13 protein-coding genes and 1 tRNA gene are annotated in these 13,005 nt (G+C 53.5%); 10 read left to right on the top strand and 4 right to left on the bottom strand.

Annotation, left to right across the window (positions count from 1 at the left end; all coding sequences use genetic code 11):
• The 3 genes from HMPREF3277_RS01275 to HMPREF3277_RS01270 form a co-directional block, all read right to left on the bottom strand.
• Positions 1-612: T6SS immunity protein Tli4 family protein (locus tag HMPREF3277_RS01275; RefSeq protein WP_246830742.1), on the bottom strand; the 612-nt coding region annotated here is incomplete at its 3' end.
• The gene (locus HMPREF3277_RS15540; protein ID WP_246830741.1) at positions 605-922 is read right to left on the bottom strand and encodes a hypothetical protein; all 318 of its coding nucleotides are present in this window, start codon (positions 920-922) and stop codon (positions 605-607) included. The genes HMPREF3277_RS15540 and HMPREF3277_RS01275, both read right to left, overlap by 8 nt.
• A 183-nt stretch (positions 923-1,105) precedes the next feature.
• Positions 1,106-1,190 (bottom strand) — tRNA-Leu (locus tag HMPREF3277_RS01270).
• Between the two features lie 289 nt (positions 1,191-1,479).
• Here HMPREF3277_RS01270 and HMPREF3277_RS01265 point away from each other — a divergent pair.
• From HMPREF3277_RS01265 to HMPREF3277_RS01235, 7 genes are all read left to right on the top strand, one after another.
• The gene (locus HMPREF3277_RS01265; protein WP_094113430.1) at positions 1,480-2,196 is read left to right on the top strand and encodes an SCO family protein; all 717 of its coding nucleotides are present in this window, start codon (positions 1,480-1,482) and stop codon (positions 2,194-2,196) included.
• Between the two features lie 127 nt (positions 2,197-2,323).
• The gene (gene hisG / locus HMPREF3277_RS01260) at positions 2,324-2,977 is read left to right on the top strand and encodes an ATP phosphoribosyltransferase (protein ID WP_070498943.1); all 654 of its coding nucleotides are present in this window, start codon (positions 2,324-2,326) and stop codon (positions 2,975-2,977) included.
• A gap of 103 nt (positions 2,978-3,080) precedes the next feature.
• The gene (locus HMPREF3277_RS01255; protein ID WP_070869800.1) at positions 3,081-3,965 is read left to right on the top strand and encodes an endonuclease; all 885 of its coding nucleotides are present in this window, start codon (positions 3,081-3,083) and stop codon (positions 3,963-3,965) included.
• Complete coding sequence (gene hisD, locus HMPREF3277_RS01250) at positions 3,962-5,254, top strand: histidinol dehydrogenase (RefSeq protein ID WP_070869799.1); 1,293 nt, start codon at positions 3,962-3,964, stop codon at positions 5,252-5,254. Before HMPREF3277_RS01255 ends, hisD begins: the two co-directional genes overlap by 4 nt.
• A gap of 89 nt (positions 5,255-5,343) precedes the next feature.
• Entirely contained in the window at positions 5,344-6,102 is a 759-nt protein-coding gene (locus tag HMPREF3277_RS01245) for a nucleotidyltransferase domain-containing protein (protein WP_070869798.1), read from the top strand.
• A 150-nt stretch (positions 6,103-6,252) separates the two neighbouring features.
• Entirely contained in the window at positions 6,253-6,939 is a 687-nt protein-coding gene (locus tag HMPREF3277_RS01240) for a cysteine synthase (protein ID WP_070869797.1), read from the top strand.
• Between the two features lie 34 nt (positions 6,940-6,973).
• On the top strand, positions 6,974-8,035 hold the full coding sequence (locus HMPREF3277_RS01235; protein WP_070869796.1) for a DNA polymerase beta superfamily protein: 1,062 nt from the start codon (positions 6,974-6,976) through the stop codon (positions 8,033-8,035).
• A gap of 269 nt (positions 8,036-8,304) precedes the next feature.
• Here the strand turns inward: HMPREF3277_RS01235 and HMPREF3277_RS01230 are convergent, their stop codons facing one another.
• On the bottom strand, positions 8,305-9,345 hold the full coding sequence (locus HMPREF3277_RS01230; protein WP_070773709.1) for a zinc-dependent alcohol dehydrogenase family protein: 1,041 nt from the start codon (positions 9,343-9,345) through the stop codon (positions 8,305-8,307).
• Between the two features lie 162 nt (positions 9,346-9,507).
• Between HMPREF3277_RS01230 and mutY the strand changes: the two genes are divergently transcribed.
• From mutY to HMPREF3277_RS01215, 3 genes are all read left to right on the top strand, one after another.
• Positions 9,508-10,602 (top strand): A/G-specific adenine glycosylase, encoded by a 1,095-nt coding sequence (mutY, locus tag HMPREF3277_RS01225; protein WP_070869795.1) that lies wholly within the window; start codon positions 9,508-9,510, stop codon positions 10,600-10,602.
• An 85-nt stretch (positions 10,603-10,687) separates the two neighbouring features.
• Positions 10,688-12,157 (top strand): protein adenylyltransferase SelO, encoded by a 1,470-nt coding sequence (locus HMPREF3277_RS01220; protein ID WP_070869794.1) that lies wholly within the window; start codon positions 10,688-10,690, stop codon positions 12,155-12,157.
• 152 nt (positions 12,158-12,309) lie between these two features.
• Positions 12,310-12,933, top strand: a complete 624-nt coding sequence (locus tag HMPREF3277_RS01215) for a phosphoribosylanthranilate isomerase (protein WP_070869793.1) — start codon at positions 12,310-12,312, stop codon at positions 12,931-12,933.
• Positions 12,934-13,005 lie beyond the last annotated feature (72 nt).

Raw genomic sequence — 13,005 nt, 5'->3', positions numbered from 1 at the left:
ACCGTTGATGGTGCGTTTACCTTGGCGGATGGTGTGCGTTAGGGCTTTAACTATTGCGCCCTTATCTAAATTAACCTTACGTTTCAGCAGCGTCGCTTCACCTGCTTTCAACACGTCTCCGTGCATGATTTCCAGACTCATATCGTGTTGCTTGGCAAATTCGACGGTGCTATGAACTTCAAACTGTTTTTTACCGTCATCGGAGATAAAACCGCCTATCAGACAGATGCCGTGTTTATTTGGCACTTCAAATTCCTGTCTTGTTTTCAACCCGCTGAGGATTTCTTGGCGGAATTTTTTCTCTATGGTGTTGATCGCTTCTTTTTCTTGGGCTTTCCAGTTGGCAGGAGCTTTGCCGTTTTCGGCAGGGATATAGAAAAAACTGCGTACGATATAAGCGTCATCATTATCCAGCTTGAAATATAAATCGGCTTCGTAAGGCATACCGTCCTTCCCGATAATATTTTCCCAATGGTATCCCCCGCGTCTTACCTGCATCATCGCCCGATCCGGAATCAGGGTGCGGGTATCAACAACAATTTTTGTTCCTGCTCTACCCCTTTGCTTAAACTCATTGATATTCCTAACGTTTCTATTCCAATCATTAAACATAACCATCACGCTCCAACCATTGTAACCAAGGTGCGTACTGCCATGACGGCGTTTGGACGGCAGACGCAATTGATAGCGGCCGCTGCAATACGGCTGTTCGGTCCAATAGGCGGTATCGATGGCGGTTTTGGTAACGGTTGGCGAAGTTTCTGCCGATGGGGACGCGGTAGGCGTGCAGGCTGCGACGGCAAGGATCAGGGATAATGTAGTCAGACGGATGGGCATGGATAAGCTCCGTGATTGAATAGAGGTCGTCTGAAAGTATAGTTTGATTCAGACGACCTTTGTCATAAAACGGGCTTGGCGGCATTTATTCAGTATGGGCGGAAGGAAACGCGGACAAACTGAACTGATTTTTGCCAAACTGCCTCAAGCCGATGCAAATAACACACGGATAGCAAAACCCAACAAAAATCCTGATTTATCAATTAATTGGTTTACCGCATTCAATTCTAACAGGCAAAAAAATAACCGCTGATAAGCGGTTTTTTTGTGGTGCCCAGGGTCGGACTCGAACCGACACACCTTGCGGCGGGGGATTTTGAGTCCCCTGCGTCTACCAATTTCGCCACCTGGGCTGGTGAAGAAGTCGCTATTATAGCGGCGTATTCGGGCTTGTAAAGCAAAATCTTGCCTTGTTTGCAGACATATTGCTTATATTTTTGATTTTTAAAAACATTAAATTTATTTTATTTTGTTCCCGACGCGCCCTACTCTTTCCACTTATATCAAACATCATTCATTTTCAGCCGAAAAACGGCATAAACCGCTATATTAAATGTTGCAAACGCGCTAAGATGGCGGCGTTCGTTTCATTTTTTATTTTCAGACGACGTTCACACACCATACCCGCATTGGAGAATTTTTATGATGCCTACTGCAATCCGTACCGCCATTTTGGGCGCATTCGCCCTTGCCGCACTTGCTGCCTGCAAACCAGAAGCCAAAGCGCCGGAACAAAATCCTGCGCCTGCTTCAGCTGCTTCTTCAACAGCGTCCGCCCCAGCCGCAACGCCTGCTTCTTCTCCTGAAACGACGACCTCGCTTAATGCTGCTGCCGCTCCTAAACCGCAAGGTCCGGGAACGGATATGCGTAAAGAAGACATCGGCGGCGATTTCACGCTGACCGACGGTGAAGGCAAGCCGTTCAGCTTAAGCGACCTGAAAGGCAAAGTCGTGATCCTGTCCTTCGGCTATACACACTGCCCCGACGTTTGTCCGACCGAATTGCTGACTTACAGCGACACATTGAAACAATTGGGCGATCAGGCGAAAGATGTGAAAGTAGTGTTCGTCAGCATCGACCCCGAGCGCGACACGCCTGAAGTCATCAGCAAATACGTCAAGCAGTTCAATCCTGAATTTATCGGTCTGACTGCGACAGGCGACCAAAGCCTGCCGGTCATCAAACAGCAATACCGCGTGGTTTCCTCCAAAGTGGTTCAGAAGGAAGACAGCGAGAACTATCTGGTTGACCACTCTTCCGGCGCGTATCTGATTGACAAAAACGGCGAAGTGGCGATTTTCTCGCCTTACGGCAGCGAGCCGGCGACCATTGCCGCCGACATCAAAAAACTGCTTTGATCCACATGGGGTCGTCTGAATGCTGGTCGCGGTTTTCAGACGACCTTTTTCCCATCTGAAACATACAATGGAGAAAGTCAGGCTGCCTGCTTGGTACGGGTTCAAAGTCTGACGGCACACAACAACAATGACTGAAAACACACTGACCATCGCCCTGTCCAAAGGACGCATCTTTGAAGAAACGCTGCCGCTTTTGGCGGCGGCGGGCATTGTTCCCGCCGAAGCGCCCGAAAAATCGCGCAAACTGATTATCGGCACCAACCATGAAAACATCCGCCTCGTCATCGTCCGCGCCACCGACGTGCCGACTTACGTCCAATACGGCGCGGCAGATTTCGGCATCGCAGGCAAAGACGTTTTAATCGAACACGGCGGCAGCGGGCTTTACCAGCCGCTGGATTTGCACATCGCCGAATGCCGCATGATGGTTGCCGTGCGCAAAGGTTTCGACTACACCGCCGCCTCGCAGCCCGGCAGCCGCCTGCGTATCGCGACGAAATACCCCAACATCGCCGCCGAGCATTTCGCCGGCAAAGGCGTACACGTCGACATCATCAAACTCTACGGCTCGATGGAGCTTGCGCCGCTGGTCGGCTTGAGCGACGCCATCGTCGATTTGGTCTCCACCGGCAACACGCTTAAGGCAAACGGCTTGGAAGCGGTCGAACACGTTGTCGATATTTCCAGCCGTCTGGTGGTCAACAAAGCTGCATTGAAAACGAAACACGCGCTGCTGGAGCCGATTATTCAAGCGTTCGGCAGCGCAGCGAAGGCGGGGTGAGCGTTCATTTGAATGAAGATGCGTTTTCAGACGACCCTAGCCGTTCCCGCCGACAGGTCGTCTGAAAATACCACCGGCAGTAAACTGTATAGGAGGATTTAAAATGGTTGCAAAAATAAAAAAATTTTCAGATTCAACCCTGTCCGTTTTGAATAACGGAGAGCGTCGGTTTTACGTCTATTGTCTGACCGACCTGAAAAAAGACAAAATCCTCTACATCGGCAAAGGCTGCGACAACCGCATCTTCGAGCACGAACAAGCCGCCCGTTCACAAGACGGCGACATTGACGTACCGGCACGCAAAGCCATCGCCAAATGCAAGAAACTCGGTCGCCATATCATCAGCTATCATCTGACCGAAGCCGAAGCGCAGGCCGCCGAAACTGCCCTGATTCATTTCGTCAAATCCGTTGTCGGCAAAAAATTCAAAAACCAATCTGCCGGATGCGGCGCAGGCGGCATCAGCGCGGAAGAACTCGACGACCGCTTCAAATTCACGCCCTGCCCGCTTGACGGCCTTAATCCCGACGGCCTGATTCTCGCCGTCAAAATCCAAGACGCTTTGGACTTGGATACCGACGAAGAAACCGACTACCGCTTCGACAACCAAGACGATGCCAACCTCAAATCGCGTACGTTGGGCAACTGGGTTATCGGCAAAGATGCCGCCTCCAAAGTGAAATACGTTATCGGCGTTCACACCGGGCTGCAAAACGCCGTTGTCAGCGCGTATGAGGTGGACGGTTTCGAAACGCTTGAAGAAACCAAAAACGGCAGAAAACAAACCCGTTACCGTTTCCGCACTACCTCTCGTAGCGAAGAGGTATTAGCCAAACTCGGTTTACAACAAAAATGCCTGCCCGAATTGAAGTTCGGCGGCGCGGGCGAAAAAGCGTATATCAGACCCAAAACAGAGACAGAGACTGAACAAGAGAATATTCAGACGACCCCAAGTCCCAAAATAACAAAGGAGAATCCCAAATCATGAAAAAACTCAACACCCAATCGCCTGCCTTCCAATCCGAACTCAAAGCCCTGCTGGCCTTTGAGACCGCGCAGAATCCCGAAATCGACCGCATCGTCGCCGACATCTGCACCGATGTGCAAAAGCGCGGCGATGCGGCGCTCATCGAATACACCAACCGCTTCGACGGCACGTCCGCCCAAACCATAACCGACCTCATCCTCACCCAAAACGACTTGCAGGCCGCGTTTGAGCGTTTGCAGCCCGAAATTCAAACCGCCTTGAAAACCGCCGCAGCACGGGTCGAAAGCTACCACCAACGCCAAAAAATGGAATCATGGACGTATGAGGACGAAGACGGCACGCTGTTGGGACAACAGATTACACCGCTTGACCGCGTCGGCATTTACGTCCCCGGCGGCAAAGCGGCGTATCCGAGTTCCGTCATCATGAACGCCATGCCCGCCCATGTCGCCGGTGTGAAAGAAATCATCATGGTCGTTCCCACGCCCAAAGGCGAACGCAACGACATCGTGCTTGCCGCCGCCTTCGTCGCGGGCGTTACCAAAGTCTTCACCGTCGGCGGCGCGCAGGCGGTTGCCGCCCTCGCCTACGGCACCGAGTCCGTACCGCAGGTCGATAAAATCACCGGCCCGGGCAACGCCTTCGTTGCCGCCGCCAAACGCCGCGTGTTCGGCGTAGTCGGCATCGACATGGTGGCAGGGCCGTCTGAAATCCTCGTCATCGCCGATGGCACCACGCCCGCCGACTGGGTGGCGATGGATTTGTTCAGCCAAGCCGAACACGACGAAATCGCCCAAGCCATCCTCATCGGCACGTCGCAGCCCTATCTCGACGAAGTCCAAGCCGCCATGAACCGCCTCATCGAAACCATGCCCCGCCGCGACATCATCGAAGCCTCGCTCGGCAACAGGGGCGCGATGATACTCGCCAAAGACTTGGACGAAGCCTGCGAAATCGCCAACTACATTTCCCCCGAACACTTGGAATTATCAGTAGAAAACCCGCAGGAATGGGCAAAAAAAATCCGCCACGCCGGCGCGATTTTTATGGGACGCTATACCAGCGAAAGCCTCGGCGACTACTGCGCCGGCCCCAACCACGTCCTGCCCACCAGCCGCACCGCCCGTTTCTCCTCGCCGCTGGGCACTTACGACTTCCAAAAACGCTCCAGCCTGATCCAAGTCTCCGAACAAGGCGCGCAGAAACTGGGCAAAATCGCCAGCGTGTTGGCACACGGCGAAAGCCTGACCGCCCACGCGCGCTCGGCGGAATTCAGGTTGAAAGACTGATTCGGTCGAACACGCCATCCATCAAAAAGCAAAGGTCGTCTGAAAACCTGTTTTAGGATTTTCAGACGACCTCTATTAAAAGAAACATCATGAAACAAACGATTCAAGAAAAACTCACCCACATCGCCCATACCGAGCCGCTGCATTTCCTGTTGGCGGTAGAGAGCGGCAGCCGCGCATGGGGCTTTTCCTCGCCCGACAGCGATTACGACGTGCGCGCCATTTATATCCGTCCGCAGCCATATTATCTGCAAATCGACGAAGCGAAAGACACGTTTGAATTTATCGAAAACCAATGGTTTGACGTCGGCGGCTGGGACATCCGCAAGGCGTTGCGCCTGCTGCGGAAAAGCAATGCCATGCTGCTCGAATGGCTGCGTTCGCCGATTGTTTACACGCAGGACGATGATTTCACAGGCCGTCTGAACGCGCTCGCGCCGCAATACGTCCAAGCCGCCGCGCTGCTGCACCATTATCGCGGCATTGCAGGCAACGCTTTGAGAAACATGGATTTGGCGCACCCCGTCAAACTGAAAAAATGGTTTTACGTCCTGCGCCCGCTGCTCGCAGCACGGTGGGCAGTGAAACAAGGCGGGATTCCGCCTATGACGTTGGCCGAGCTGATGAGCGAATGGCAAACGGACTGCGCCACCCAAATCACCGATTTAGTGGCCATCAAAGCGGAACAGGATGAAAGTTACCTGCATACGCTGTCGCCCGAATTGCAACGATTGACCGTTGATTTATATAACGAAGTTTCCGAATTATCCGCACCTGCCGCCCAAGCCGCCGACAGCGGGCCGCTGAATGAATTGTTCCGCGAAACTTTGGCGGCGGTTTATCCGTAGCCTGAACAGCAGCAGTAGTTCAGATTCCCAAATCCAACATTTGGGTATGGTGAAAATAGATGGTACTGACAGGAGCATCAAGGCTTTTGTCGGATAGAACTATCCGACCAGAAATCTTATTATCAAACAAATAATACGGAAAACCAGAATATGCCCCGCACCAACGCCGCCCAAACCTCCGAGTACCGCGTCATCCAGCAGGCTACGCAATCCCTGTTTTCGCCGCAGAACCGTACCGGGCAGCATATGCTGACATTTCCGACACAGCATACGTTGCACATCGACAGTTACGCCGGCGAAGCAGGCAGGCGCAATTTGAGCGGCAGCCTGTGCCGGCTGTGTGATTCGGCGGGCGACGCGGTAACGCAGTGGCAGTCGCTGGACGATTCTGCCGCGTTTTACCAATATATAGCCCACAGCAACGGCAGGAATTATTTATTGTTCCGTCAGGATTTGTACGGATACAGCGTACTGGACTTTGCCACAGGGGAAATTATGCAGTATCTGCCGCGTGCCGCGCTGGATGGCACGGAAACATTTATCTGGACGGAAGCGCATTACAATCCCACCAACGATATGCTGGCAGTGGGCGGCTGCTATTGGGCTGCGCCTTATTCCCTGCTGCTGGCAGATTTCAACAACCCCATGTCTGCCCCGCCACGCATGACCGATGCGCTCTACGAATATATTCCGAATTTTTGGGATGATTACGATGGAGAAATAGACTTCTATGCGTGGCACGGCACGGATTTGCTCTATACCGCACCGCTATTGGAAGAAAAAAACGCCGCGCCGAAAATTTTGACACAGGCGCAATATTTGGCTTGGCTGGAATAGGTTTCAGCCATCAATTACAAAAGGTCGTCTGAAAATGCTCACCATCGAAGACTTACACACACAAAACCTGCTTCTGCTCGAAGCCGTTTCCGGCAGCCGCGCCTACGGTTTGGCGACGCCCGAATCCGATACCGACATCAAAGGCGTGTTTTACCTGCCCAAATCCATGTTTTACGGCATGGAATACATCCCGCAAATCAGCAACGAAACCAACGACATCGTTTATTACGAACTGGGGCGGTTTATCGAGCTTTTGCTGCAAAGCAACCCGAACACGCTGGAGCTGCTCGCCTCGCCGCCCGACTGCGTGCGCTACCGTTCGCCGCTGATGGACGCGTTCAAAACCGAATGGTTTGTGTCCAAAACCTGCCGCCAGAGTTTCGCAGGATACGCCTACGGGCAAATCAAAAAAGCACGCGGGCTGAACAAGAAAATCAGCAACCCGATGCCATCTGAAAAGAAAAGCGTGCTCGATTTCTGCTACATCATAGAAGGCGCGCAAACCGTGCCGCTGCAACACTGGCTTTCGCAACGCGGAATGGAGCAGCGGCGCGTCGGTTTGGTCAAAATCGCCCACGCCCGCGAACTCTACGCCCTGTTTCACGACCCCGACGGCACGCGCGGCTACCACGGCGTCGCGCTCAAACCCGAAGCCACCAACCTCTCCCTCAGCTCCGTTCCCGAAGGTGAAACAGCGCTTGCCTACCTCTCCTTCAACCAAGACGGATACAGCAGCTACTGCCGCGAATACGCCTCCTATCAGCAATGGCTGGCGGAACGCAACGAAACGCGCTACCAAGGCACGCAGGCACACGGACAGGGCTACGACGCCAAAAACATGATGCACACCTTCCGCCTGCTCGAAACCGCCCGCGACATCGCCCTCCACGGCGAAATCCGCCCGCGCCGCCCCAACCGCGACGAACTGCTTGCCATCAAACGCGGCGAATCCTCCTACGAAGACCTGCTGGAAAAAGCAGAACGGCTGATGGCGGAAGTGGAAACGGCATTTGAGGCTTCCGACCTGCCCGAAACGGTAAATGCCGCTTCGGCGTTGGCGGCGTTGGTTGATGTGAGGGAAAAAATTTACGGATAGATGGCGAAAGGTCGTCTGAAAATGAGTACGGCAAGGTTTATCACGAATGGACTTTATAGTGGATTAAAATTGCAATGATACGGCGTTGCCAACGCCCTTATGTACTCCCCGTACACGGCGGGCGTTGCCGCCTTGTCTCATTTTTATTTTAATCCACTATAAAAATCGCTCCATTTGAACCAAACATCAGCCCAATAAATAAAGAGGTCGTCTGAAAATCTGTTTTCAGACGACCCCTATCTTTTTAAAACTCAATAATCTTTTTCAAATCAATCCGCTTCCAACACCACTTTCATGGCTTGGTTTTCAGCGGCGTGTTTGAACACGTCGTAGGCTTTTTCCAATTCGCTGAATTTGAAACGGTGGGTCAGCATTTTGGTGTAATCGACGGAGCTGCTGGAAATTGCCTTCATCAGCATTTCAGTGGTATTGGCGTTTACCAAGCCGGTTGTGATGGCGAGGTTTTTAATCCAGAGTTTTTCCAGTTTGAAATCAACGGATTGACCATGCACGCCGACGACGGCGATATGACCGCCCGGTTTGACGATGTCTTGGCACATATTCCATGTGGCGGGGATACCGACGGCTTCAATGGCGCAGTCCACGCCGTCTTCGCCGACGATGGCAAAGACTTGTTTGGAGACGTCGCCTGAAGCGGGGCTGATTGTATGGGTCGTGCCCAATTCTTTCGCCAGTTTCAAACGGTTTTCGTCCATATCGCAAACGATAATGGCGGCGGGGCTGTACAGTTGGGCGGTCAACAGGGCGGACATACCGACAGGGCCTGCGCCTGCGATGAATACGGTGTCGCCAGGTTTGACATCGCCGTATTGCACGCCGATTTCGTGGGCGGTCGGCAAGGCGTCGCTCAACAGCAGGGCGACTTCTTCGTTAACGTTGTCGGGCAGCGGAACGAGGCTGTTGTCGGCATAAGGCGTGCGGACGTATTCGGCTTGCGTGCCGTCGATCATGTAGCCCAAAATCCAGCCGCCGTTACGGCAGTGTGAATAGAGTTGGATTTTGCAGTTGTCGCAAGTACAGCATTTGCTGACGCATGAAATAATGACTTTATCGCCGACTTTGATGTTTTTTACAGCCTCGCCGACTTCTTCTACAATACCGATGCCTTCATGGCCGAGAATACGGCCGTCGGCGACTTCGGGGTTTTTGCCTTTCCAAATACCCAAGTCGGTACCGCAAATCGTGGTTTTGACGATTTTCACCACAGCATCGGTCGGATCGATAATCTGCGGACGGGGTTTTTCTTCAAAACGGATGTCGTTTGCGCCGTGATAAACCATTGCTTTCATGCTGATACTCCTTGCTTGTTGATAAATGATTTCAATACTGCAATAAAGTCTCTTTATATGAGTTATATACCCCTATAAAACGTAAGTCAATAAGAATTATTTTCACAATGTTATACCATAACATTTTGTTTTCAATATAAATAAAACCACTGATTGATATTAATGAACACACCCATCCCCTTCTCCGAACGGCTCATCCGCTGGCAGAAACAACACGGTCGCCACCACCTGCCTTGGCAGGTCAAAAACCCTTATTGCGTCTGGCTTTCCGAAATCATGCTCCAGCAGACGCAGGTTGCCACCGTGTTGGACTACTATCCGCGTTTCTTGGAAAAATTCCCGACCGTACAAACGCTTGCCGCTGCGCCGCAAGACGAAGTGTTGTCGTTGTGGGCGGGTTTGGGCTATTACAGCCGCGCGCGCAATCTGCACAAAGCCGCGCAACAAGTCGTCGGGCAATTCGGCGGTACGTTTCCATCCGAACGCAAAGACTTGGAAACCCTCTGCGGCGTAGGCAGAAGCACTGCCGCCGCTATTTGCGCCTTTGCCTTCAACCGCCGCGAAACCATTTTGGACGGCAACGTCAAACGCGTGCTCTGCCGCGTGTTCGCCCGCGACGGCAATCCGCAGGACAAAAAATTCGAAAACTCGCTCTGGACGCTTGCCGAAAGCCTGCTGCCGTCTGAAAACACCGATATGCCTGCCTATACGCAAGGTTTGATGGACTTGGGCGCAACCGTGTGCAAACGGACAAAACCCTTGTGTCATCAATGCCCGATGGCGGACATCTGCGAAGCGAAAAAGCAAAACCGCATCGCCGAGCTGCCGCGCAAAAAAACCGCCCCCGAAGTGCAAACCCTGCCGCTTTACTGGCTGATTGTCCGCAACCCAGACGGCGCAATCTTGCTGGAAAAACGTCCTGCCAAAGGCATTTGGGGCGGGCTGTATTGCGTGCCGTGTTTTGAAACCCTGAACGAAACATACGCTTGCGCCGAAAAGCTCGGCATTTTTTCAGAGTGCGCAGCCTCCCCGTGGGACGACCTTTCCGAGCAACCCGCCCTTACCCACCGCCTGACGCATCGTTTATTGATGATTACGCCGTTTGAAGCGCAAATCAGTTCGCCCGACACGCTGCCCCGTTCTGAAAACGCATCAAAAGATAACCGCTTCTGGGTGAAACCCGAAAATTTGGCAGATTACGGTTTGCCCAAACCGCTGGCAGATTATTTGAAACAACGGCAGCAGGCATTGTTTTAAAAATGCTTGAAAACCAAACAGGCAGCATCCAACTCTAAAACACAATAAACATACCCGCGCTTTATCCGCCCCCGCCAGGAATCCCATGCACACACTCCCCCTGCTTACCCAACAGTTCGCCGAACTCTCGCCGTTTTTCCATTCCCGCGTTTCCCCTGAGCCGCTGACCGCGCCCTACTGGGTCGCCTTCAACACCGATTTGGCGGCAGAGTTGAATCTGGATACAGATTTTCAGACGACCGCCAACCTTGCCTACCTCAGCGGCAACGCGCCGCAATACGCGCCCGCACCCATTGCCGGCGTTTACAGCGGCCATCAGTTCGGCATCTATACCCCGCGCCTTGGCGACGGGCGAGCAATCTTGATTGGCGATTCCGTCGATGCCGCGGGACAACGCCAAGAGTGGCAGCTCAAAGGCGCAGGCAAAACGCCCTATTCCCGCTTTGCCGACGGGCGCGCCGTCTTGCGCTCCTCCATCCGCGAATATCTCTGTTCCGAAGCCATGCACGGTCTCGGCATTCCCACAACCCGCGCCCTCGCCCTGTGCGGCAGCGACGACCCCGTTTATCGGGAAACCGTCGAAACCGCCGCCGTTCTGACCCGCATCGCCCCGAGCTTTCTGCGTTTCGGCCATTTCGAATACTTCTATTACACCGGCCGCGAAGCCGAAATCCAACAACTTGCCGACTACCTCATCCGGCATTACTACCCCGGCTGCCGAGATGCCGACAATCCCTACGCCGCCCTGTTGGAACAAATCCGAAACCGCACCGCCGATACCGTCGCCGCATGGCAAAGCGTCGGCTTCTGTCACGGCGTGATGAATACTGACAACATGTCCGCACTGGGGCTGACCATAGACTACGGCCCCTTCGGCTTCCTCGACGACTACGACCGCCGCCACGTCTGCAACCATTCCGACACCCAAGGCCGCTACGCCTACAATGCCCAGCCCTTCGTCGCCCATTGGAATTTCGCCGCCCTCGCCTCCTGCTTCGACACCCTCGTCCCACACGACACCCTCGAGCAACTCATCGACGGCTGGACAGAAGTTTTTCAGACGACCTATTTAGAGAAAATGCGCCGCAAACTCGGTTTGCAGCAAGCAGACAAGAGAGACGACGAAAGCCTTATCGCCGACCTCTTCGCCGCCCTGCAAGACCAAAAAACCGACTTCACCCTGTTTTTCAGAAACCTGTCCGAAGTCAGCAATACACACGGCGAACCCCTCCCGCCCAAACTCGAACAAACCTTCAAAAACGGCGTTCCGCCCGCCTTCATCCGCTGGCTCGGACGCTACCGCCAACGCCTGCGCGCCGAAAACAGCAATCCCGCCGAACGCGCAATACGCATGAACCTGACCAACCCGCTCTACATCCTGCGCAACTACCTTGCCGAACAGGCCATCGCCCAAGCCCGAAACGGCGACTACCGCGAAATCGAACGCCTGCGCCGCTGCCTCGCCCGTCCCTTTGACGAACAGGCAGAGTTCGCCGACCTTGCCGAACCGCCGCCCGAAGGCAGCATTCCGGTTTGCGTCAGTTGTTCAAGTTAGACGTTGAAGAAGACAGACAAAAAGGTCGTCTGAAAATATTCAGACGACCTTGACCGTAAAGAACGATATCAACAAAAATACGCCCATGCCCCATTTAAACGGCGGCACATCTTTTGCAACCAACCGAACAGACCGCCCCAAAAGGAAAACAGATGAAAAACATCCGCATCAAAATCTGCGGCATCACCCGCCCCGAAGACGCCCGAAAAGCTGCCGAGCTGGGCGTCGATGCCATCGGTTTGGTTTTTTACGCCGCCAGCAAACGCGCCGTCACGCCCGAACAGGCAAAAAAAATCGTGGCAGCCCTTCCCCCTTTCGTCTCCGTCGTTGCCTTATTCGTCAATGAAACAGCAGAAACCATCCGCGAAACCCTCCGGCAAGTACCCATCGACATCATCCAATTTCACGGCGACGAAGACGATGAATTTTGCCGTCAGTTTGACCGCCCCTATCTCAAAGCCATACGCGTCCAATCTGCTTCAGACATCGAAGCCGCACAAACCCGATTCCCCAACGCCCGCGCCCTATTGTTTGATGCCTACCATCCCAACGAATACGGCGGCACAGGTCTGAGCTTCGACTGGACGCTGCTGCCGGACAATCTGACCAAACCTTGGATTCTGGCAGGCGGCTTAACTCCGCAAAATATCGCAGCAGCCATCCAAACCAGCAATGCGGTGGCAGTCGATGTTTCAGGTGGCGTGGAAAGTGCCGGCGGCATCAAAGACGAAGCCAAAATGGCTGCCTTCATCCAAGCCGTCCGCGCCATTCGGTAAACCTTTTGGTCACAAAAACCGCTGACGCATTTTATACCGCTTATAGTGGATTAAATTTAAATCAGGACAAGG

It is taken from the genome of Neisseria sp. HMSC70E02, assembly GCF_001838645.1.
Taxonomy (GTDB): domain Bacteria; phylum Pseudomonadota; class Gammaproteobacteria; order Burkholderiales; family Neisseriaceae; genus Neisseria; species Neisseria macacae.
The sequence above is the reverse complement of the archived record's forward strand: the minus strand, read 5'-3'. Positions and strand labels throughout refer to the sequence as shown.